At 29.2% G+C, this 23,022-nt stretch carries 18 protein-coding genes; 14 read left to right on the top strand and 4 right to left on the bottom strand.

The window, feature by feature from the left end; genetic code table 11:
- Positions 1-199 precede the first annotated feature (199 nt).
- Entirely contained in the window at positions 200-580 is a 381-nt protein-coding gene (locus ITB9_RS01215) for a hypothetical protein (RefSeq protein ID WP_054850800.1), read from the top strand.
- On the opposite strand, the gene hutH is transcribed toward ITB9_RS01215, so the two are convergent.
- Entirely contained in the window at positions 572-2,080 is a 1,509-nt protein-coding gene (hutH, locus tag ITB9_RS01210) for a histidine ammonia-lyase (RefSeq protein WP_054850799.1), read from the bottom strand. The genes ITB9_RS01215 and hutH overlap by 9 nt on opposite strands.
- A 128-nt stretch (positions 2,081-2,208) precedes the next feature.
- Between hutH and ITB9_RS01205 the strand changes: the two genes are divergently transcribed.
- Positions 2,209-3,261: a TlpA disulfide reductase family protein gene (locus ITB9_RS01205; protein WP_054850798.1), complete on the top strand. Its 1,053-nt coding sequence runs from the start codon at positions 2,209-2,211 to the stop codon at positions 3,259-3,261.
- Positions 3,262-3,328: 67 nt separating this feature from the next.
- Here the strand turns inward: ITB9_RS01205 and ITB9_RS01200 are convergent, their stop codons facing one another.
- Positions 3,329-4,885 carry a bifunctional ADP-dependent NAD(P)H-hydrate dehydratase/NAD(P)H-hydrate epimerase gene (locus ITB9_RS01200; RefSeq protein ID WP_054850797.1) on the bottom strand — a complete coding sequence of 519 codons (1,557 nt, stop codon included), beginning with the start codon at positions 4,883-4,885 and terminating at the stop codon, positions 3,329-3,331.
- A gap of 225 nt (positions 4,886-5,110) precedes the next feature.
- On the opposite strand from ITB9_RS01200, the gene thrA reads away from it, so the two are divergent.
- The 9 genes from thrA to ITB9_RS01160 all read left to right on the top strand — a co-directional run bounded on the left by thrA (position 5,111) and on the right by ITB9_RS01160 (position 14,592).
- Complete coding sequence (gene thrA / locus ITB9_RS01195) at positions 5,111-7,552, top strand: bifunctional aspartate kinase/homoserine dehydrogenase I (protein ID WP_054850796.1); 2,442 nt, start codon at positions 5,111-5,113, stop codon at positions 7,550-7,552.
- 61 nt (positions 7,553-7,613) lie between these two features.
- Complete coding sequence (locus tag ITB9_RS01190; protein WP_054850795.1) at positions 7,614-8,537, top strand: homoserine kinase; 924 nt, start codon at positions 7,614-7,616, stop codon at positions 8,535-8,537.
- A 49-nt stretch (positions 8,538-8,586) separates the two neighbouring features.
- Entirely contained in the window at positions 8,587-9,879 is a 1,293-nt protein-coding gene (gene thrC, locus ITB9_RS01185) for a threonine synthase (protein ID WP_054850794.1), read from the top strand.
- Positions 9,880-9,898: 19 nt separating this feature from the next.
- Entirely contained in the window at positions 9,899-10,282 is a 384-nt protein-coding gene (locus ITB9_RS01180; protein WP_028608112.1) for a VOC family protein, read from the top strand.
- 35 nt (positions 10,283-10,317) lie between these two features.
- Positions 10,318-11,973, top strand: coding sequence for a hypothetical protein (locus ITB9_RS01175; RefSeq protein ID WP_054850793.1), 1,656 nt, complete (start codon positions 10,318-10,320; stop codon positions 11,971-11,973).
- A 255-nt stretch (positions 11,974-12,228) separates the two neighbouring features.
- A complete protein-coding gene (locus ITB9_RS01170) occupies positions 12,229-13,266 on the top strand; it encodes a hypothetical protein (protein ID WP_054850792.1) in 1,038 nt (345 codons plus the stop codon).
- Between the two features lie 154 nt (positions 13,267-13,420).
- A complete protein-coding gene (locus ITB9_RS01165; RefSeq protein ID WP_054850791.1) occupies positions 13,421-13,801 on the top strand; it encodes a hypothetical protein in 381 nt (126 codons plus the stop codon).
- Between the two features lie 108 nt (positions 13,802-13,909).
- Positions 13,910-14,068: a hypothetical protein gene (locus tag ITB9_RS15510; protein ID WP_157260497.1), complete on the top strand. Its 159-nt coding sequence runs from the start codon at positions 13,910-13,912 to the stop codon at positions 14,066-14,068.
- A gap of 8 nt (positions 14,069-14,076) precedes the next feature.
- Positions 14,077-14,592 carry a peptide-methionine (S)-S-oxide reductase gene (locus tag ITB9_RS01160; protein ID WP_054850790.1) on the top strand — a complete coding sequence of 172 codons (516 nt, stop codon included), beginning with the start codon at positions 14,077-14,079 and terminating at the stop codon, positions 14,590-14,592.
- 41 nt (positions 14,593-14,633) lie between these two features.
- Here the strand turns inward: ITB9_RS01160 and ITB9_RS01155 are convergent, their stop codons facing one another.
- The gene (locus ITB9_RS01155; RefSeq protein WP_028290375.1) at positions 14,634-15,497 is read right to left on the bottom strand and encodes an EamA family transporter; all 864 of its coding nucleotides are present in this window, start codon (positions 15,495-15,497) and stop codon (positions 14,634-14,636) included.
- A 1,401-nt stretch (positions 15,498-16,898) separates the two neighbouring features.
- Here ITB9_RS01155 and ITB9_RS01140 point away from each other — a divergent pair.
- The 3 genes from ITB9_RS01140 to ITB9_RS01130 all read left to right on the top strand — a co-directional run bounded on the left by ITB9_RS01140 (position 16,899) and on the right by ITB9_RS01130 (position 22,227).
- Positions 16,899-17,147 carry a UPF0158 family protein gene (locus tag ITB9_RS01140; protein WP_261975530.1) on the top strand — a complete coding sequence of 83 codons (249 nt, stop codon included), beginning with the start codon at positions 16,899-16,901 and terminating at the stop codon, positions 17,145-17,147.
- 566 nt (positions 17,148-17,713) lie between these two features.
- Positions 17,714-18,655, top strand: a complete 942-nt coding sequence (locus tag ITB9_RS01135) for a hypothetical protein (protein WP_054850787.1) — start codon at positions 17,714-17,716, stop codon at positions 18,653-18,655.
- Between the two features lie 551 nt (positions 18,656-19,206).
- Positions 19,207-22,227 carry a cellulase family glycosylhydrolase gene (locus ITB9_RS01130; RefSeq protein WP_082395983.1) on the top strand — a complete coding sequence of 1,007 codons (3,021 nt, stop codon included), beginning with the start codon at positions 19,207-19,209 and terminating at the stop codon, positions 22,225-22,227.
- A 263-nt stretch (positions 22,228-22,490) separates the two neighbouring features.
- On the opposite strand, the gene ITB9_RS01125 is transcribed toward ITB9_RS01130, so the two are convergent.
- A complete protein-coding gene (locus ITB9_RS01125) occupies positions 22,491-22,847 on the bottom strand; it encodes a hypothetical protein (protein WP_028290369.1) in 357 nt (118 codons plus the stop codon).
- Positions 22,848-23,022: the final 175 nt, after the last annotated feature.

The raw sequence follows: 23,022 nt of genomic DNA, 5'->3' as shown, positions 1-23,022 counted from the left end.
AATTAGATTAAATAATTAAATAATTCGTATTAAAACGATTAAAGACACCTTTGAATTGTCAATTTAAAAATTTGACTTTGAAACAGTTAGCTGATATTTTCACAACAAAAACTATTATAGTAATTACCTTTTTAAGTATATTTGCATCTTCAAAAAAAACACGTATATTATATAAGTTGTTTTTAAACTAAAAATTTTAATGTATACAAAAACTAAATTATCATTCTGTACTCTTTTAGTTTCTGATAATGTTATTATTTCAGAAATTAATGAAGGTGTACACATGAATAAAAAACATGCTATCCAAATCATAAAGTTTGTTTTAGATGTTTTTGGAGATAGACCTCATGTTTATATTTCTAATCGCATCCATTCATACTCAGTAGACACGATAGTATACTCTGATGTTTCTAAAGTTAAAAGCTTAGTTGGTTTTGCTGTAGTGTCTAATACATTAGCTGCTAGAAATGCAGAAATTGAAAGATTATTTTTAAACAAACCTTTTGAAATTTTCTCAAAACTAGAAGAGGCTACGACTTGGGCAAACCAAATTCTAAAAAATCAAATTAAACTAAAATAATTCGCTTGAATCAATTCCAATAGTTTGAATAAATTCTATAGACGCTTGTATGTCATCATGCAAAACTTCGTCTTCTTTTATAAAAGGCACTACCACTCTATAGTTTAACAAAAATTGTTCAATAAACTCACTAGACTTTAAAGGTGCTCTAAAGGCCAAAGCTTGAGACGCATTAAATAATTCTATAGCCAAAACACGCTCTACATTATTAATTAAAGTATAAGCTTGCGTTGCTGCATTGGCTCCCATACTAACATGATCTTCCTGCCCATTACTAGAAACAATTGAATCTACAGATGCTGGAGTTGCCAATTGTTTATTAGCACTAACTATACTGGCTGCCGTGTACTGCGGAATCATAAAACCAGAATTTAAACCTGGATTATCAACCAAAAATGCTGGCAAACCCCTAAGTCCTGAAACTAACTGAAACACTCTTCTTTCAGAAATATTACCTAATTCTGCCATAGCAATTTTCAAATAATCCAAAGCTAAAGCTAAAGGTTGACCGTGAAAATTTCCTCCAGATATGATTTCATCTTCAGAAGCAAAAATATTAGGATTATCAGTAACCGAATTAATTTCGGTTGTAAACGTTTTTTCTACAAATGCTAAAGTATCCTTAGTTGCTCCATGTACTTGTGGTATACATCTAAAACTATAAGGGTCTTGTACATGTTGTTTTTGCTGAGTAATTATTTGACTACCTTCTAAAAAATCATTAACCCGTTGAGCTGTTTTTAGTTGTCCATTGTGAGGTCTAACCATGTGAATTAAAGCATTAAAAGGCTCAATTCTACCATCAAAAGCTTCAATAGACACACTACCAATTAAATCTGCTAAATATGATAATTTATAAGCTTTTAACAATAAAGTTGTACCATAAGCAGTCATAAATTGTGTTCCGTTTAATAAAGCCAAACCCTCTTTAGACTGTAAGGTTATTGGCTGCCAATTGTATTGTTTTAAAACTACTTCTGCTTCTACAATGTTTCCGTTATACTGTACCTTCCCTTTACCAATTAAAGGTAAAGACAAATGCGCCAAAGGAGCCAAATCTCCTGATGCACCTAATGAGCCTTGAGTATAAACCAATGGTAAAATATTGTTATTATAAAAAGCTATTAAGCGTTGTACAGTTTGTAATTGTACTCCAGAATGTCCATAACTAAGCGATTGTATTTTTAATAACAACATTAGTTTTACAACAGATTCTGGCACTAAATCTCCTGTACCACATGCATGAGACATCACTAAATTTTCTTGTAACTTAGTTAAATTTTCGTTATTAATTTTTACATTATATAACGATCCAAAACCAGTATTAATTCCATAAATTGGTCGTGTTTCTGACTTTAGCTTTTCATTTAAATAAGCTCTACATTCTTTTATTTTATTTATTGATTCTTCAGATAATTCTAAAGTTTTTTGTTCTAAAATAATAGCTTGTATGGTAGCTAAATCTAATGGCTTAGAAGAAATAATATGCGATGTAATCATGTGTTAGTTTTGTCTATTCAAAAGTCATCATTACTATAATAATATGCAAGTAATTGTTAATAATTAAAAAAAAACTTTACTTACATAATTATTCTATATATTTTTGGGTTTAAACTAAAAATATTACAATGAAAAAACTATTAGTTTGCGTAGCAGCTTTATCTATTGTTGCTTGCAAAAAAGAAGCACCTAAAGATTATGCTACTTTATCTGGTAAGGTAGAAAACAAAAACAGTGATTCTTTATTTATATACCAAGGAAGAGACTTTAAAAAAACCATTAGAGTTAATGAAGACGGAACATTTAGTGACACACTAAAAGTAAAAGCTGGTGTTTATGGCGTTTATGACGGTAAAGACCAAACTAATGTATTTCTTAAAAATGATGCTGATATTACAATGAATCTTAATGGAGAAAACGTACGCGAAAGTGTTAGTTTTTCTGGTAAAGGATCTGAAAGCTCTGTATTTTTAGTTGAAAAATTTAAATTTGAAGAAGATTTAATCGATATTGAAGTATTAAAAAATCTTAACGAAAAAGGTTTAGACACTAAAATGACTAGTGTTAAAGATGAAATGTTTGCTTTTTATGACAAAAATAAAGCTGTAGATTCAACGCTTATTGCACAAGCTAAAGCACAAACCGAGCCAATGCTTAAAAGCTTAAAGGCTTATGTTTTAGGAGGAATTAACCTTAAAAAACAATTACCCGCAGGAACACCATCTCCTACTTTTGAAAATTATGAAAATTATGAAGGTGGAACAACATCATTATCTGATTTAAAAGGTAAATATGTTTATATAGATGTTTGGGCTACATGGTGTGGACCTTGTATAGGTGAAATACCAGCTTTACAAAAACTTGAAAAAGAGTATGAAGGTAAAAACATAGCTTTTGTAAGTATTTCTACAGATAATGGTAGAGGTTACAGAGCAGCAAGTAAAGAAGAATCTTTTGAACTTTCTAAAGAAGGATGGAGAAAAATGATTGCTGAGAAAAACATGAGCGGAATTCAGTTGTTTGCTGATAACGCATTTCAATCTGATTTTGTAACTGGTTATAAAATTAACTCTATTCCAAGATTTATTTTAATTGGACCTGAAGGAAACATTGTTAATCCTGATGCACCAAGACCATCATACTCTAAAATAAACGAGTATTTAAGTTCTTTTGGAATCTAAAAAATCAAATTTATATTCATAAAAAAAGCGAACTTTTCAGTTCGCTTTTTTTACACCTTAGTTATTCTTATTTCTTATCATCATCAGCTTCATCTTCAATTTTAGGCTGTTCTGGTTGCTTAAATAAATCTAGATAAGCCAACGGAATTCCTTCAATTATATGACTAGCTATAAAACTTTGATAGCCTAAATTTTCAATTAAAACATCTGCAGATTTTCCATGTAAATACACACCAAAAATTGTAGCAGCTAAAGCATCATAACCTTGTGCTATTAAACCTGTGATTATACCAGTTAAAACATCTCCTGTTCCTGCTGTTGCTAAACCAGGATTTCCTGTTGTATTCACATAAAACTTATCTCCAAAAACGGTTATTGTGTTTGCGCCTTTAATAACAACAATACATTTATATTGTTTAGAAAATGCTTTTGTTTTTTCTAATTTATCAAAATCATCTTCCCATTGACCTATCAAACGTTCCAGTTCTTTTGGATGTGGAGTTAAAACAGTGTTTTCTGGCAATAATTTTAATAATGATTTCTTTTTTGATAAAATATTAAGTCCATCTGCATCAATAACTAACGCTGTTTTATTAGTCTTTAAAAACGCTTCAAAAGCAGTAATGGTTTGCTTATCTGTACCTACACCTACTCCAAATGCGATAACGTTTGGTGAAATATTAAAATCTATAGAGGTGATTTTTTCTTCGTCTTTATCTGTAATTACCATTGCTTCAGGAAAACCAATTTGTAAAGGCAAATAACCACATTTTGGTGTGTAAGCAGTAACTTTTCCTGCTCCTATAGTCAATGCTCCTCGACTAGCTAAAGTTACAGCTCCAATTTTACCATAACTTCCTCCTATAATTAATGCGTGTCCAAAGGTCCCTTTATGACTGTATTTTTGACGTGGTTGATAAATTGGCAAGACTTCATTTTTACCAATTAGTTCAGCTTCTGTTGGTGTTGTGTATAAATATTCCGGATCAATACCAATATCTAAAACTTCCCATTGTACAGTATATTTAGCTGTTTCTGGTAAAAAGAAAGCTAATTTTGGCGTTTGAAAACTTAATGTATATCCTGCATTAACAACACTTTCTGGATCTTTTGGCGCTTTGTCTGTTGCCAAACCAGAAGGTATATCTATTGATAATACAAAGGCTTTTGTAGATCTAAAAAAATTAAAAAATTGTTTAATCCATCCATCAACAGGTCTGTTTAAACCAATACCAAAAATAGCATCTACTATAATATCCTTTTCGTTAATAGCTGGTAACTCACTAGCATCATTTAATAATACAGGCCAATCTTTAGTTGTATTTTTAATACGCTCGTAATTATTTAAAAAATCTTTAGATCGTGTTGTACTATGGTTTACAATATAAGTTTTAACATTGTATCCATGGGTAATTAAGTGCCTAGCTACAACCAAACCGTCTCCTCCATTATTACCAATTCCGCAAAACACATGAATGGGTACTTGAGCACCTTGCAAACGCATATGTAGCCAATTAAATATTTGTGTACCTGCACGCTCCATTAAATCTATAGAAGTAATTCCTTGTTTTTTAGAGGTTAATGCGTCTCCTTCATAAATTTGTGCTTTCGAAAATATTTTCATTTTAATAATTTATTGGCTATTAATTGACAATGTCGTAAAAATCGACCTTTTGTTTTTTTGATAACAGTAAAAGTAATACATTTGATAGGTATAGACGCATAAAATGAAAAAAAGACAAACCATTTTCACATCATTTTTTATTATTACCCTTTTGGGTTAAGCTATATATATTCCTTCCGTTTAGGTAGTTTTTAACAACTACAAGTCACAACTAAAAATATTACAATGAAAGTATTAAAATTTGGAGGAACCTCTGTAGGTTCGGCTCAGAACATTAAAAAAGTTATAGATATACTACAAAAGGAATCTTTGTCTAATCCTCTAGTCTGTGTGGTTTCAGCTGTTGGTGGTATTACTGATAAGCTATTAGAAGCTGGTGCTTTAGCCAAAAAAAAAGACAAAAAATATAAAACTGTTTTTGATAAAATAAAAACAATTCATTACAAAGTTATAGAAGAATTAACACCAGGCTCAACGATTATAAAAAAGGAAGTTGACACAAGGTTTGAGGATTTAGAACAACTTTTAAACGGAATTTTTTTAATTAACGAATTATCTCCAAAAACCTCTGATAAACTTGTAAGTTTTGGTGAGTTACTATCGTCTTTTATCATAGCAAAAACCATGGAAAACATGGGTTTAAATACTATTTTAAAAAATAGTCAAGAATTAATTGTGACTAACTCAAACTTTACAAAAGCAGAAGTTATTTATGATGTGACTAATAAAAACATTATTGATTATTTTAATCAGGCAACGCAACAAGTTACCATTTTACCTGGATTTGTATCTAAATCTCAGTTAGGAGAAATCACAACTTTAGGTCGTGGTGGATCAGATTTTACTGCTGCAATTATTGCTGCTGCCTTGAAAGTTGAACAATTAGAAATCTGGACAGATGTTAGTGGTATGTACACAACAAATCCAAAATTGGTTAAACAAGCGTACCCAATTAACAACTTGTCTTATCAAGAAGCTATGGAGCTGTCTCACTTTGGAGCTAAAGTATTGTATCCTCCAACAGTACAGCCTGTTTTAAATTTAGCTATCCCAATACATATAAAAAACACATTACATCCAGAAGCTAACGGAACTGTAATTTCTAATCAAAATAATGGTAGTGATCTTACTGTAAAAGGAATTAGTCATATAGACAAAGTTGCACTTTTTACTTTAGAAGGAAGCGGAATGGTTGGTATACCAGGTTTTTCTAAACGCTTATTTGAAACTTTAGCTAGTGAAAAAATAAACATCATATTTATCACACAAGCCTCATCAGAGCACTCCATCTGTTTTGGTATTGATGAAGGTAATGCAGAAACTGCAGAATTTGCAATTAACAATACCTTTGAAAACGAAATTTCATTACACAAAATTAACCCTATTATAGTTGAAAAAGGCTTATCTATAATTGCCTTAATTGGTGATAATATGAAAAGTCATCAAGGCATTAGTGGTAAGTTATTTAGCACTTTAGGAAAAAACAATATTAATGTAAGAGCTATTGCTCAAGGAGCTTCAGAAAAAAATATTTCTGCAGTAATTAACAATAACGATGTCAGTAAAGCTTTAAACAGCTTGCATGAGCGCTTTTTTGAAGTAAACACAAAACAACTTAACGTGTTTATAACAGGAATTGGTAATGTTGGAGAAAAACTAATAGACCAAATCCATCAACAACACAACTTTTTAAAGAAAAACCTAAAATTAGACGTCAAAATTGTTGGAATGGCTAATTCCCGAAAAATGATATTCAATCCTAAAGGTATTGATTTAAATAATTGGGCTTCTCAATTTCATCATGCTGATAAATCTAGTATAGAAGGCTTTTATCAAAAAGTTATCGAGCTAAATTTAAGAAACAGCATTTTTGTTGACGTCACTGCAGACAAAGATGTTGCTGCTGTCTATGAAAATTATTTAAAACAAAGTGTTGCTGTTGTAGCATGCAACAAAATTGCATGTTCAGACAAATATGCCAATTACAAAAATTTACAAGATTTATCATTAAAATATAACGCCTCATTTTTATACGAAACTAATGTTGGTGCAGGTCTACCAATTATCAACACTCTTAATAATCTTGTCGCTTCTGGAGACAAAGTTATAAGTATTCAAGCAGTTTTATCAGGAAGTTTAAATTTTGTGTTTAATAATTTTAGTGATAAAAAGAATTTTCATGATACTGTAAAACAAGCTCAATTTGAAGGCTATACAGAACCTGATCCTCGAATTGATTTAAGCGGAATTGATGTGGCTAGAAAAATTTTAATTTTAGCTAGAGAAAATGGAATTCCTATGGAAATTGAAGATATTGTTAACGACTCATTTTTAACTAAATCTAATTTAGAAAGTACTTCAGTTGATAATTTTTACGACACATTAATTGAAGAAGAACCACATTTTCAAAAACTATACGCAGATGCAAAAGCTAATAATTGCCAATTAAAATATGTAGCCGAATATAAAAATGGTAAAGCCAAAGTAGGCTTACAACAAATACCAGAAGGACATCCATTTTATAATTTAGAAGGAAAAGATAATATTGTAATGTTTTATACACAACGTTATCCTGAACAGCCATTAATTGTTAAAGGTGCTGGAGCTGGAGCAGATGTAACTGCCTCAGGACTATTTGCTGACATAATTAGAATAGCAAATAAATAAACCCTTTAATATATTTTAAAATAATTATCGCATTAGCGAAAATGACAAAATATAGTTTTAAATGAACGAAATTAAAATATTCTCACCAGCAACGGTAGCCAATGTTTCGTGTGGATTTGATGTGTTAGGTTTTTGCCTAGATACCATTGGTGATGAAATGGTAATAAGAAAGACTAATGAAAAAGGGATAAAAATCACCAAAATAGTTGGTGCAGATCTTCCTTTTGAAACCGATAAAAATGTAGCAAGTGTTTCGGCTTTAGCCTTATATAATGATGCTAAACCTGATTGTGGTTTTGAAATTGAAATTTATAAAAACATAAAACCAGGAAGCGGAATTGGAAGTAGTTCTGCAAGTGCTGCAGGAAGTGTTTTTGCTATAAACCATTTATTAGGCAACCCTTACAACGCTACACAATTAACAGGTTTTGCAATGAAAGGCGAAGCAGTAGCTAGTGGTTGTGAACATGCAGACAACATTGCTCCTGCACTTTTTGGTGGTTTTACTTTGGTAAAAAGCACATCGCCTTTACAAGTATTGCAATTGCCAACACCTAAGGATTTGTACGTTACAATAATACATCCACAAATTGAAGTTAAAACCTCTGAAGCTCGTGCTATTTTACCACAAGACATTCCGTTACAAAATGCCATTACACAATGGTCAAATGTTGGAAGCTTGGTACACGCATTACACACCAATGATTATAATTTAATTAGCCTGTCTTTAAATGATGTGGTTGTTGAGCCTTATAGAAGCCAATTAATCCCTCATTTTGATTTGGTTAAAACCGAAGTCTTAAAAGCAGGTGCTTTAGGTGCTGGAATTTCGGGTTCTGGACCTTCAATATTTGCACTATCAAAAAGTAAAACTACTGCTGAAACTGTTGCAAAAGCAATGACACAAGTGTTTACCAATACAACTATTGCATTTAATACTTATGTGTCCAAAATTAATACTCAAGGGATGAAAATTATTAGTTAAAACCTAACTATTAATTTAAGAAATACAAACTAACTAAACATCACAAAAAATGAAATATTATAGTCTTAATAAAAAAGCACCTAACACAACGTTTAAGGATGCTGTAATAAAAGGATTGGCTCCAGATAAAGGTTTATATTTTCCTAAAAATATTACACCATTACCTGCTTCATTTTTTGAAAATATTGATGCTTTAAGTTATAATGAAATTGCTTTTGAAGCCTTGCAACAATTTGTTTCACCAGATATTCCAAAACACGTTTTAAAAACTATTATTGCAGAAACTTTGACTTTTGATTTTCCTGTTATACAACTCAACGATAATATTTCTACCTTAGAATTGTTTCATGGTCCAACTATGGCTTTTAAAGACGTTGGAGCACGTTTTATGGCACGTTGTTTAGGCTATTTTAACCAAGATAACACCAATGAAGTTACTGTTTTAGTAGCCACTTCTGGTGATACAGGAGGAGCTGTTGCTAATGGGTTTTTAGGTGTAAAAGGTGTAAATGTTGTAATATTATATCCTTCAGGAAAAGTTAGTGATATACAAGAAAAACAATTAACTACATTAGGTCAAAACATAAAAGCTTTAGAAGTAGATGGTGTTTTTGACGATTGTCAAGATATGGTCAAACGTGCTTTTTTAGACACAGATTTGACTAGTAAAATGCAACTAACCTCTGCCAACTCTATTAACGTTGCGCGTTGGTTACCACAACTACTCTATTTTATGTTTGCTTACAAACAATTACATAAAACAAAAAAAGAGATTGTATTTTCTGTACCAAGCGGAAACTTTGGAAACGTGTGTGCTGGTATGATGGCACAACAATTAGGTTTGCCAATTAAACACTTTATTGCATCAAATAATCAAAATAATGTGGTAACTAATTACCTTAAAACCGAGGAATATACTCCAAAACCATCTGTGCAAACTATTAGTAATGCTATGGATGTTGGTAATCCTAGTAATTTTATTCGTATTCAAGAAATCTATAAAAGCAATTTTAGTACGCTAAAAGATAATTTATCGTCTTATAGTTTTACTGACAACCAAACTAAGGACGCATTAAAAGAAATTCATGATCAATATAACTACGTTGCAGATCCTCATGGTGCTGTTGGTTATTTAGGATGTAAAGCGTATTTAAAAGAGCTTCCAAATGCGCATTGCGTATTTTTAGAAACTGCGCATCCAACAAAATTTTTAGATGTTGTAGAAGAAGTTATCAAACAAAAACAACCATTACCTGTTCAAATTGAAGCTGTAATGGATAAAACAAAAGTAGCGACTAAAATTAGTACGTATGACGACTTAAAAACGTTTTTATTAGACTAATAATTTATCTAAAAAAATCATGTTTAACTTATCTTTAAATCACATTGCTATATCTGTTAAAGACGTTGATAAATCTGTAATGTTTTATAAAAAAGTATTACAACTTAGTGAAGTTAAAAACACAGCATCAACCTCTAAAACCAGATGGTTAGTATTAACAGATACTAAGCAGATACATTTAATACCAAGACCAGAATTAGAAGTCATCACTAACAAAGCGGTTCATTTTGCTTTGGCTACAACAGATTTTGATACTATTTTAAAACATCTGCAAGCGCTTGGTATTCCGTTTTCAGATTGGAAAAACACACCAAAAAAAGACTATATACGTGATGATGGTGTCCAACAAATTTACTTTCAGGATCCTGATGGTTATTGGATTGAAATTAATAATGCTATTTAATTATACTTAACACTTAATAACTTTAAAAAAATTAAATGATAAAACCTAAATTAATTTTTGTAATACTGCTTATTGTATCCTCATGCACATCGCAGAGTAATGAATCTGAAGTGTTAGAAGTTATTACTCAGTCTATGGTTGATGTAGAAGAAAAACGTTGTGTTGACAAATATGAAATAGAAAAAATAGACACTAGCATTAAAAAGTATCTTGACACTACTAATTTAGAAGTCGTAAAAAAAAATAGTATTAAAAATTTAAATTATTTCTTAGATGATAAAAACACTATTATTGAACAGCTTAGATTTTACAGAGAACAAGAAAACGAAGCTTTTAAAGAAATAACTAAAACCTATACAAAAGAAGAGGAAGAATATCTTGAAGATAAAAACACCTATTTAGAACTTGTAAACGATAACCACTTAAAATACAGAGACACAGTACAGAATGGTGTGTTTTTCAATCAAATTTTCAAAAATAATAGAGCTTCTTTAAAAACGGTAGTTAGAAATAATGGTGCTACTGTTTTTAAGTTTGGAAATCAGCAAAGCATTCAGCCTTTTTATTATTTAAATTTTGACTCTGAAAAAGATTTAAAAATCTTAGCTACCTATTACCATGATGGTACAAAGGATAGTGTACCAACACCAATTGAGTCTTATTCGTTTCCGTTAAACTCTATACCTGTTAAAGCAATGAAGCATGTTGATAGCTTAACATTAGAATTTAAAATTAAGTATGTTTCAAAAATAGATTCAATTCAATTTAATAAAAACGAAATTGGTGTACAAAAAGAAGGTTTTAAACTTCTTAAAATGGAAAAAAACTATTTGGAGTATGAAACACCAAATGACTACTACCCTTATCACAAAGGATCCATTTTAAAAGTAAAATATTTTAATAACAATGGTGATGTACTAGACAATAAATATAGTATTAGTAATTGCTCGATTGAAACACCTGAAGAAGACTATAATGAAAGACTATATAACAGTAAAATCATTGAGAAATACATAAAAAATGTAGACTCAAAAAAAGAAGCCTATTTGATATTAAAATACCTAGCAATTAAACGCTTAAATGCAGAGTATGCTAAAACTAAAAAAGTAAAAACTACCGTAGAAGGTAATATTGACGCTTTAACACTTTATCTAGAAAACACAAGGGATACAATTACTTTTGTTACGACATTAAAAAATATATCTCCTGTAAAAAACATTTATATTCATGAGCTAGAGGATCAAACACTGTTTATAGACAAAAATGGACAAATAATCGACACAATACCATCTCCCATTTACTTTTTATATTCATCAAAAACAGATAGCCATTCAGACACTTATTTTTTTACTGACACAGACAAAGTCAAGGATAGAGAATACTATTTTATAAATCAAGATAAAGCTACAGTTACAAAATTACCATATGATAGTTTAGAGTTTTTATATCCTTCTGTAATAGCAGCAGAGTTAGCTACTGATAATAGAAGTTATAAACTACTGTCGGCTAAAACAAGTCAACTATTATCAGATAAAACATTTGATCGTTTTCTAGAAATGTATTATACAGGTAAAGGCATGCTGGCTTATGCCAATGATGAGGCATTTATCCTTTATGACCAAAACGAAAAACTAATTGATAGAGAGAGTGAAAACGTTACTAAAATTATTCTAAAAAAAGAAAATTACTAACGTCTAAAAAATATAGTTCAATAATTTTATCATTCTGGAGTACATCCTAAAAATCAAATAATAAAATTTTTATATGGGTTACCTAGCTATAAAAGTCAAACAGTATTTGTAAAGTATTAAGCTAAAATTTATTGATTAATTATACCTTTGATTAAATCAAAATATTACAGTATTTTCGGACAAAATTAATAATACGTAGTATAATTTATTTAAAATGTATTAAACATTTAAAAATCAACCAAATCAAATATTATAATGAAAAAAAATTTATTAGCTCTAGCAATACTTACTGTTAATTTCTGTTTAGCACAAAACGCAAAAAATGAAGGATGGTATATACAAGAGCTTCACTATCCTGAAATTAATTTACCTGTAGATTATAAAAACTTTAGTATTGAAATTGAAGAAAACAATGAAAACATAAAACTAAATGATAATGGTAAACAAAAGCTAACATCATTTAATAATCCTAAATTAGGAAGTTTAATTAAATCATATTTTGAATTACCAGGTTATACAAAATCTGATAATCCTGACTTTATTATTAAATTTAATAATCTAGGCCTAAAGCACATTGTAAGTGCTACCGAAAAAAAAGCTTACGGTAAAGATGCTAAAAACACTTACACTGGTATAATTGAAATAAAATCTGAAGTCGAGGTAACAGTAAAAGATCTAAACGATAGTATCATTTTTACAAAAAAGTATTCTAGAAAAACTAAATCTGAAAGTATAGGTGTTTATAAAAATAGTGGTATACCTAATAAAACTTTAGCAACAACATTAATTAAAAACCAATATCAAAATAATGCTCGAGATTATAGAACCTCAAAAAATGTATCAGAAGCAGGATATATAATCCAAGACATATCAAAATCTTTAAAAGCTTTATTTTCTAGTTATTACGAGTCTAAAAGAGTAAATCTTTTTCGAATTAAAAAAGAAGAAAAATATGGTATTGATAATAATACTCAAGTTGACAAATTAGTAGCTTTAAACAAGGTAGATTACTCTGATAGCTATAATCAAGAATTACACAAATTAGTTAATGAAAGTATTGAAAAATTTAATACCGAAATTGCTAAAATTAAAAACAAAGAAGATAAAAAAGAAAAAAAAATCTACTGGGCTTTATTATCTAACTTATCTGGTGCATATTATGCTATAGGTGATTACGAAAAAGCTATTGAATATGCTAAAAAAAGAATGGAAGTTGACTATAATAAAAAATGGAAATTTAATTTAGAAATAGCCGAAAGCCGTAAAAATATCACAGATAAAAACAAATCATAAATTAAATATCATTATCAAAAAAACTACCTGATTTAGGTAGTTTTTTTATAGGTATCATTTTATATACTAAATTTATTACTCTACTTTTAATCACTTAATCACTATTAAGTGAATATTTAAGCATAAATCAAAATAACTATTTACAATTACATAGATGGGCACGATAAAAATAAACAGCACAACAGGAGCTAAAATATTTATTGACAATGTAGTAGCCTCAGTCACAATAAATAAACAAAGTAAAACATTTAATGTTAGCAATGGTCAACATCAAATATATGCAAAAGCAGCTTGGTGCAGTAGTCAACCATTAAAAGTAAATGTAACAGATCAAAAAACAACTATTGTAACACTTAACAGTTTTAAACATGAAACCTTGTTTAAAGCTGCTTTCATGTTGCTAGCTGGATTACTTTTGTTTACTAAAAATATGATATTTGCAGTTTTAGCTGCAATAGTATTTTTATATCCATTATACTATTTAACCTTTGGAAAAAACAATTATTTACAATTATCAGAAAAAACCATAACTTAATCTTTTATACCAAAAGATATGAGACAACTTAAACCCTTACTAATGCATTAGTATTAAGTATTTTTTGTTTAGGACAAAGCTTACCTGAAAAACTTAGCGAAACTGATTATGGAACGTACAGCAAAACAGTTATTTGAAAAAATATCTCTTAGCAAAAAGGAAAACACAAAATTATACTATAATTTTTTTGAAGATAAAAACCATGGAGATGCTTTGCATCAAGCAGTTTATGATGCTTTTGAAAAGATTTTTAAAAGCGTAAAATAATTATTTATATGTTATCAAAACAAATTATATACCTTGCAGGTGGTTGTCTTTGGGGAGTTCAAGAGTTTTTAAAACACATTCCTGGAATTATTAATACTCAAGCAGGTAGAGCAAATGGCACAACTAAATCTACTAAAACAGATTATGATGGTTTTGCAGAATGCGTAAAAACTACTTTTGATAGTAATATCGTTTCAGTTGAAGATTTAATAACTTATTTATTAGAAATCATTGATCCTTATAGTATTAATAAACAAGGAAACGATATAGGTCAAAAATATAGAACAGGTATCTACAGTAATAATAAAGCACACCTATTAAAAGCAAAAAAACACATTAAAACAATTGAAGACAAACTAAATAAGGAAATTAAAACACAAAAAACAATTGTTATTGAGGTGCTTCCGTTAACTAATTTTATTCCAAGTGATACAGAACACCAAGATAGATTAACCTTGCATCCAGAAGATTATAGTTATTGTCACATCCCTTTAGACGTATTACACAAGTACAAGAACAACTAATTTGACAGATTTAAAAAAGTTAAATTAAAAAGAAAAAATCACTACTTTGTAGCTTTTGTTAAATACTCATTTAATACAAGAGAAGCAAAAATAAGACTTCCTCCAATTATAATTTTAACAACATTGGCCTCTTTATTCCATATAACAAGGTTGACAATTAAACCCAACGGAATTAATGCATTATTCATAATTGCTAAAGACCCTGTATTTACTTTAACAACACCTTTATTCCAAAAATAATAACCCAAACCAGACGCAACAGCGCCTAGATATATTAAAATTGCCCATTGCAAAGCTGTAGTTGGTAACTTTTGGGCTGAACCAAAAATAAAAAACGCAATAAAAGCTACTAAAAATGCACCAATAAAAAACAAGCCAAAAATGGTATGCTTCGGTTTGGTTTGTAATTCTGGTGTAGATTTAAGTAAATACTTGTAAGTTACTTGACCAATAGCAAAACAAAGATTAGCGCCTTGAGTAATTAAAAAGCCTAAAAAAACATGTTCACTTATACTTGAGTATTGTATATAAGCAGCTCCTAAAACAGCTAATAATGCAGTAAAAAGATGTACTTTATTAAACCGTTTAATTAAAATATCATTTAATAAAGTAATGTAAATTGGTGTTAATACACTAAACAATAACACTTCTGGAACAGTAAGAAAATTAAACGACTGAAAGTAAAAACAATACATTAAACCTAATTGAACAGACCCAATACCAATTAGCTTGATAATTGTTTCTGTTTTGATGCCTTTCAGTTTTAAAAAAGGTAAAAATAGCATTGTAGCAATACCTATACGTACCAATACAGAAAACCATGCATCCACATGTCCCGAAAGATATACACCAATTAAACTAAACGAAAAAGCCCAGATAATAGTAACAAAAAATAAATACTTCATATGGAAACAAAGTAAAACATAAATAGAATTATAAACAAAAAGATTGTAACTCCCTTTTTACTATAAAAAAACAAGTAATATAAATCACTTGAATTTAAAGTAATTAAGTATTTTAATTTATCGATATAAAAAAATAACTTACATCAAAAATTAACAAAACAAACAACTATATTGTTTGTTATATAAACAGTTGTAAGCAATTTGAGAAACCGAAAACCAATGAATAAAATCCTATCATTAATACTAATTTTGTTTCTAAACCAAAGTTGTAAAGAACATAAAAACGAATTACCAAAGTCCATTAAAATCATCACGAAATTTAGAGTTTTAGACGAAAAAATTAGTCCGAATAATATGAACTGTTCTAAAAAAAGTGTTCCGTTTTTAGAAATGAAAAAAAAATGATTGCTCATTCTTAATTGGAATTTATGAATTTGACATAGAAAAGAAATATCTGATAGACGACAATGGAAACCTAAAAGAATTCTTGAAATATTTATCCGAAGGTCCATTAGCATATTCATTGAACGAACTGAATTCGGATAAGAAATTTAAAGAATACGAAAATTTAGAAATATTTAATGTTCAAGTCTCAAAAAATCAAACTGAAATAATAGATTCCAAAGACACTTTAGAAATTGAACAAGTTTTTATATCTGAAAAATTAATATTAATGAAAAATTCGGAAAATATTGGAAGAAGAATATTGTACGAATGTGAATAAAACTGCTTAAAATAAAATACTGTGATATAAAAATAATTTTTTTAGCTAAAATACTTCCGTAAGAATCATAAATAATACAATAACAAAACGTGTAAACGGAATCTTAGAAAGACAAAATAAATGAATTACAAACTTTTAATTTAAATAATAGCCCTAACTATTTCACTTGTAAGTTTAGGATGGAATATATTTAACAAAATCAAGAGTGAGAAAAAGAAATTACTAATTCAATGTTATAAAAGTAAAGAAAAAGATACTTTTAAATGCGTATTGACTTTGACTAATGTTGGAAATAAACCTATTTTTATAAGGAAAATTGAATTGCACGAAAAAAAAATAAAAAATCATTTAAACGCAATTTGGATTATAGTAAGTATCAATAAGGTTTCGAAAACAAACCTATACATTCAGAACATTGGCAAACATTAATTTTTAAAGACACTAAACATTTCAAATTTTATAATCCTAAAATTCAGAAATTTAAGAAAACTAAAATCACAGTTGTTGACCCAAAAGAAAAAAAAATCTCAACTAAATGGTTTGAAAAAAATAACTTACATTGATTAAAAATGGAAACAACAATACAAAATATAGTTATAGAAATAGCACAGGAATTAGATTGTGGATTTGACTAATATTAAAACTCTAAAACTCTCGAAATAATTCCCATTCCAAGTTTGTCACAGTTTATAGACAAAGACGACTTTAAAGAAGCTTTTAGTGACAGTTTAGAAAAAGTCGAAAAATATAAAACGGATTTTATAAAAATTGAGACTTTAGAAAGCTTTGAGTCATTTAAAATTATGGAACTTTTTATTGAACAATTATCTGACCAAAATCTAAAGTCAGAATTGGAAAATGTATTAGTAAACAAAAAACCATTTCAGAATTTTAAGCATAAAATAGACCATTCTGAATTTAGATAAAGTTGGTTTGAATTTAAGTAAAGTGAAATGAAAAAATAGTAAAAACGAAATTAAACAGGTAAAAAACCAATACATAATAAAGTTCTTTAGTAAAAAAAAAGTGTTTTTTTACTAAAGAACTCCTGAAATTATTATTATAAATTAGTCCTGATTTTTTTAATAGCAAAAGCCTGTTTTAATAATGTATTACAAACAGTTATTAATGCTATTTTTTTTGCTATTTACTTTAGCTATTCATCGTCCTTGTATTGCTTTGTAATACTTCTTGTATTTACAGGTATTAAAACTGTTTATAAATAACAACTTTCTAAGTTTTTGATTCCCTATTTCACTAATTCGTGAACGTCATTTTCCCCTACTCCTACTTTGACGGATCATTAGTATTAGTCCAATGTAATTAAACAATTCACATCCGTTTGTAGATCATTAAAAAAATCATCATAAATAAAAAAACACTTCAAGCTTCATGACTTTCTAACGTTTTAATGGCAGTAGTCAATTAAAAAAAACAAACAATTATAATTTTAGAAATTTGTATATTAAACCATAACCCAAATACAAAAATTATGAACAACCAATTTAAATCAATAAGAGTAATCACTCTTAGCATCATCGCACTTTCTGGTGCAGTATTATCTTGTACTGACACTTTGGAAATAGAAGCGGAACTAAACTCAATAGTAGATGATAAAGAACTTGTAGATAGTTCTATGTTAAATACTAAAGTAGCAACCTCAAATTCTGTGTGTACGACAGCAGGAACAAACACAACGCGAGAATATACATTTACTGGTGATGTAAATAGTTCTATTAACACAAAAATTGATGATAGAACTTGTACTTATAATTACACGCAATTAACAGAGAATGGTATCATCAAAGGTGTTTATAAAATTAAAGCTAATTCTAACCATATGGATGATCTTCAACCAAGAATAGAACGTGCCTCACCAGTGGTTTCAAATGTTAAAAATGGAAATTACGTATCATTTAGTGGTTATATCACAATAAATAGAGCAGGACATGTAGCTGGCCAAAATATTAGTACAACTTCTGTAAAGAATCAGTCTGGAACTTACATTATTCAAGCCAAAGGTAAACATTTTGGAGGTGGAGGTAGCAAAGATCCAGCTATCTGTTTATTAAGAGCTGTACCAAGATTTACTGGCAATACCCAATCTTCCTTTGATATATATAGAGAAGAAATTACAACACGCGGTGGCGTAGGGCTAAGTGGTAGACAACTAATATTTTTAAAAAATATACCGGCAAATGTACGCACCAAAATCACCTTAAAAACAGGTTTCGAATTGAAAGGAGTTGCTCCTAATGAGTTTTTAAATCATTATGTCAACATAACTATTGGAACTAGCACTTACAATTGGGATGTACCAGAACCAAGCAAAGCTCTACAAGCTAAATACCGTTTTGGAGCATACCGTGTTAAAGGTGGAGAGGCGGAAATAAAATGGGATAATGTAACTAGAGAATTTGTAAACACACCTTAGTTTGACTATTATTTTTTTATTTAAAATAAAAGAGGTCAGCTTTTGGTAACCTCTTTTTTGTTTTAATATTTTAAAACATATAATTACTAAATATAAATTGTTGTAAATGTTATTTTACCAAAATTTATTATTACATTTTTTATACTATCAAAAAGTCTATGCGTGAAGTAGCTTAGACTTAATGAATAAATTCTTAAAGAAAAAGTATAAATATATTCCCTTCAATGTATTTAGTTTTATTTGATGTTTTTTTATCTAAACAAAGTAGTAAAATGAAGATAACTTAAGCTTATGTTGTTAAAAAAACACTTTTTCTTTCATATTTTTTTGAACCACTTTATTTTTTTAACGTGAAGAATATGTATCATATTTCTCTACCTAAAAAAGACAAATCAAACCCTTAAATATTTAATAACGTTTTTATAATATTAGATTAAACACATCAAATAATATAAAAATTAAATTCATAAACGTAAAAAATTGAAAAAACCCAATTAACAGTTTTTAACGTACAACCATTAAATATTATCCTCAAATTAAATAACCAAATCATGAAAAAAAACCTACAAATGTTTAAAAGACTAATGTATCTACCTTTGTTTTTAATGCTATTCTCTCTAAGTTCAGTAGCTCGATCTCCTGTAGAAAAACATGGTCGATTACAAGTTAACGGAAATCGTATTCTTAATCAGTATGGAGAAATTACAAGCTTAGCTGGCAATAGCCTCTTTTGGAGTAATGCTGGAGACACCTCCGATTTTTATAATGTAGAAACTGTTGATTTTTTAGCAGAAAACTGGAATAGCTCACTTATTAGAATAGCAATGGGTGTAAAAGAAAATTGGGATGGCGGAAATGGCTATATTGATAGTCCACAGGAGCAAGAAACTAAAATTAGAAAAGTTATTGACGCAGCTATCGCTAATGGCATATATGTTATAATAGACTGGCACACTCACGAAGCAGAATTATACACAGATGAGGCTATAGACTTTTTTACCAGAATGGCAGATCTTTACGGAGATACTCCAAATGTAATGTATGAAATTTATAACGAGCCTATAAACCAAAGTTGGCCTGTTATTAAAAATTATGCAGAGCAAGTAATTGCTGGTATACGTTCTAAAGATCCAGATAATTTAATAATTGTAGGTACTAGCAATTATTCTCAGCAAGTTGATGTAGCATCAGCAGACCCAATATCTGATAATAATGTAGCATATACATTACATTTTTATGCAGCATTTAACCCTCATGATAACTTAAGAAATGTAGCACAGACTGCATTAGATAATAATGTTGCTTTATTTGTCACAGAATGGGGTACAATTTTAAATACCGGACAAGGTGAACCTGACCAAGAAAGTACTAATACATGGATGGCCTTTTTAAAAGAAAGAGGTATAAGTCACGCTAATTGGTCTTTGAGTGACAAAGCGTTTCCTGAAACAGGATCAGTAGTTCAAGCAGGACAAGGTATATCTGGTTTAATTAACAATCAACTTACAACATCTGGTGATATTGTAAAAAATATCATCCAAAACTGGGATACAGAGACCGCTTCAGAACCAACAACAACACAATGTAATACTATAGAATGTATTAGAGTTGCAATGCAAACAGCACAAGCAGGAGATGAAATTATAATTGCCTCTGGAAACTACAATTTTCAAAACAAGATACAAGGTGCCTTTAACCGTAGTGCTTACCTTTATGGTAATGCTAATGGAAGCAGTACAGATCCTATTATATTAAGAGGAGAAAGCGTTACAAACCCTCCTGTTTTTTCAGGATTAGATTATAATAATGGCTATCTTTTAAGTATTGAAGGTGATTATTGGAACATTGAAGACATAGAGTTTAAAACAGGGTCTAAAGGTATTGTTCTTGACAATTCTAATGGTAGTAAATTAAAAAACCTTGTTGTACATGATATTGGCGAAGAAGCTATACACTTGCGTGATGGATCTAGCAATAATAGTATAGATGGTTGTATTATATATAATACAGGTAGAACTAAACCTGGTTTTGGCGAAGGTTTATATGTAGGCTCAGATAAAGGACAACATGACACTTATGAAAGAGCTTGTAATGATAACACTATTGAAAACTGTACAGTTGGACCTAATGTAACAGCAGAAGGCGTAGATGTTAAGGAAGGTACAATGAACACTATTATAAGAAATTGCGTGTTTTCTGCAGAAGGAATTTCAGGAGTAAATAGCTCAGATGCTTTTATTGATTTAAAAGGAGCCTATGGTTTTGTATACAGAAACACGTTTAACGTTGATGGTTCTGAAGTTATAAATACTGGAGTAGACTTTTTAGATAGAGGTACAGGATTTAATACAGGTTTTAGAAATGCAATATTTGAAAACACATATAACCTTGGCAGTAGAGCTTCAGAAATTTCAACTGCTCGCAAAAAACAAGGTTCTCCTGAACAAACTCACGTTTGGGATAATATTAGAAACCCTAATTCTGTTGATTTTCCAATAAGTGATGGTACAGAAAATCTAGTAAATCAATTTTGCCCAGATTGGAATATAGAACCATGTAACCCTGTTGATGAAACCAATCAAGCACCTACAATAAGCTTCCTATCTCCTATTAACAATATTACTTTAGTTGAAGGTTATAATTTACAAGTTGAAGTTAATGCTACTGATGCAGATGGAATTATTGATAATGTAAAACTATTTATAGATAACAATTTAGTTAGACAAATAAATTCTACTTCATATAAATGGGGCCATTCTGAATCTCCAAACACAGATGAACTTAATGGTCTTACAGAAGGTACTTATGCCTTTAAAGCTATTGCAACTGATAATGAAGGGCTGTCTGCAGAAACGGAATTTGTATTAACTGTAATAGCAGTACAAAACCCATCTGAAACTTGTAATTTTAATACACCTTCTCAAAATGGTTTAGAAGATTTTGACAATAAAAAGTTTTCTAATGTTTTTGTGTTAGGATCTGGTGGACCCTCTTTAAGTAATTTGAAAACATTTACTATTAATTGGAATTCACAATACAATGGGTTATATCAATTTTCAATAAACACAAATAATGGTGTTCCTGATTATTATATAAATTTAAAACCAAAAATTACCTTTCAGTTTAAAAATGAAAATCCCGAAATGTCTATTAGTAATAGCTTAATTCCTAATTTTGATGGAGATTACTGGGTAAAATCAGATAATGGTAACTTTGTTATGGTATCAAAATCTAATAATTTTACATTATATTTTAGTAACGACTCTTCTGCTCCTACTTGTAATGTTATAAGTAGCAACCAACGTAGTCAAACAATTAAAATTAATAATGATTCTGGTACTAATTTTAAGCTTTTTCCTAATCCTGCTTCAAACGAAACTATTTTTGTTAGTTCTAAAAATGAAAGACTAGTATCTGTTGAAGTTTATGATTTACAAGGAAAATTATTAATTAGTCACAATGATGATAGTACGTTGCTAAAATTAAATATTTCTGAAATTTCATCAGGAACTTATGTTATAAAAATTACAGGCACAACATCTAAAAAACGTTCTTTATTTGTAAAAAAATAGTACTTAAAAGATTATTAAAAATTAATAACAATAAAAGCGGAATATCTATTATTTAGGTATTCTGCTTTTTTTTTATATGTTTTTTTACATCTTCTAAATATAAAAATCAAACCACTAAACTTATGATTCAAAATTCATAACAAGCCATAATGTAATCTCATAATCCTTTCTATTTGGTTTATATTTATAATATGCAACAAAAAAATCTATCCATTAAAAAATAGGTAAGAAATAAAATGTATTCCTTACCTATTTTATTAATCTTAACATTTACCAAATGATTGACTTATAACTGTAATACCTGCGATTACGATAGAAATTTTAACTCCAGTTGGGATTCCCCAAGTTGTACAAATACTAATACAAGCCTGTCCGACAGAACCGCTTGGTATACTGACCGGAAGGGTAAAACAATGTTTACCAAAACCTAAAGGTAAATTGATACAAACACTATGTCCTTCTGTTGTTATTTTAATACACTCTGCACTAACCAACATACAACCACCACGACTTGTATCAAAACTAGAGTTTTTAGCATCTAAGACACTACCTTCATATGTTTTTTTTGCTGCATCTACTGCATTTGCTATTGCTTCATCATTAAACGAATAAGTTGCCATAATATTATTTTTTTTAACTATAATCCTACTCTATTTATTTTAGGTTTTTCGGAATCCTCCTTAGTAAACAAAAATTGATAGTAGCTACTTATTCAAATATTTTTTTGTGATTACATTACAAATGTCTAATATTATTTAAAACTTAAAAAGAGTGTAAACACCTGATTTTAAACAA

The sequence above is a fragment of the Olleya sp. ITB9 genome, from assembly GCF_001315805.1.
In the GTDB taxonomy this organism is placed as follows: Bacteria; Bacteroidota; Bacteroidia; order Flavobacteriales; family Flavobacteriaceae; genus Olleya; species Olleya sediminilitoris.
This window is presented reverse-complemented; position numbering and strand designations above follow the sequence as displayed.

What these genes read in the sequence shown, in the direction of transcription:
- ITB9_RS01215 (WP_054850800.1), top strand. Translation starts at nt 200, where the DNA reads ATGTATACAAAAACTAAATTATCATTCTGTACTCTTTTAGTTTCTGAT.
- hutH (WP_054850799.1), bottom strand. Translation starts at nt 2,080, where the DNA reads ATGATTACATCGCATATTATTTCTTCTAAGCCATTAGATTTAGCTACC.
- ITB9_RS01205 (WP_054850798.1), top strand. Translation starts at nt 2,209, where the DNA reads ATGAAAAAACTATTAGTTTGCGTAGCAGCTTTATCTATTGTTGCTTGC.
- ITB9_RS01200 (WP_054850797.1), bottom strand. Translation starts at nt 4,885, where the DNA reads ATGAAAATATTTTCGAAAGCACAAATTTATGAAGGAGACGCATTAACC.
- thrA (WP_054850796.1), top strand. Translation starts at nt 5,111, where the DNA reads ATGAAAGTATTAAAATTTGGAGGAACCTCTGTAGGTTCGGCTCAGAAC.
- ITB9_RS01190 (WP_054850795.1), top strand. Translation starts at nt 7,614, where the DNA reads ATGAACGAAATTAAAATATTCTCACCAGCAACGGTAGCCAATGTTTCG.
- thrC (WP_054850794.1), top strand. Translation starts at nt 8,587, where the DNA reads ATGAAATATTATAGTCTTAATAAAAAAGCACCTAACACAACGTTTAAG.
- ITB9_RS01180 (WP_028608112.1), top strand. Translation starts at nt 9,899, where the DNA reads ATGTTTAACTTATCTTTAAATCACATTGCTATATCTGTTAAAGACGTT.
- ITB9_RS01175 (WP_054850793.1), top strand. Translation starts at nt 10,318, where the DNA reads ATGATAAAACCTAAATTAATTTTTGTAATACTGCTTATTGTATCCTCA.
- ITB9_RS01170 (WP_054850792.1), top strand. Translation starts at nt 12,229, where the DNA reads ATGAAAAAAAATTTATTAGCTCTAGCAATACTTACTGTTAATTTCTGT.
- ITB9_RS01165 (WP_054850791.1), top strand. Translation starts at nt 13,421, where the DNA reads ATGGGCACGATAAAAATAAACAGCACAACAGGAGCTAAAATATTTATT.
- ITB9_RS15510 (WP_157260497.1), top strand. Translation starts at nt 13,910, where the DNA reads ATGGAACGTACAGCAAAACAGTTATTTGAAAAAATATCTCTTAGCAAA.
- ITB9_RS01160 (WP_054850790.1), top strand. Translation starts at nt 14,077, where the DNA reads ATGTTATCAAAACAAATTATATACCTTGCAGGTGGTTGTCTTTGGGGA.
- ITB9_RS01155 (WP_028290375.1), bottom strand. Translation starts at nt 15,497, where the DNA reads ATGAAGTATTTATTTTTTGTTACTATTATCTGGGCTTTTTCGTTTAGT.
- ITB9_RS01135 (WP_054850787.1), top strand. Translation starts at nt 17,714, where the DNA reads ATGAACAACCAATTTAAATCAATAAGAGTAATCACTCTTAGCATCATC.
- ITB9_RS01130 (WP_082395983.1), top strand. Translation starts at nt 19,207, where the DNA reads ATGAAAAAAAACCTACAAATGTTTAAAAGACTAATGTATCTACCTTTG.
- ITB9_RS01125 (WP_028290369.1), bottom strand. Translation starts at nt 22,847, where the DNA reads ATGGCAACTTATTCGTTTAATGATGAAGCAATAGCAAATGCAGTAGAT.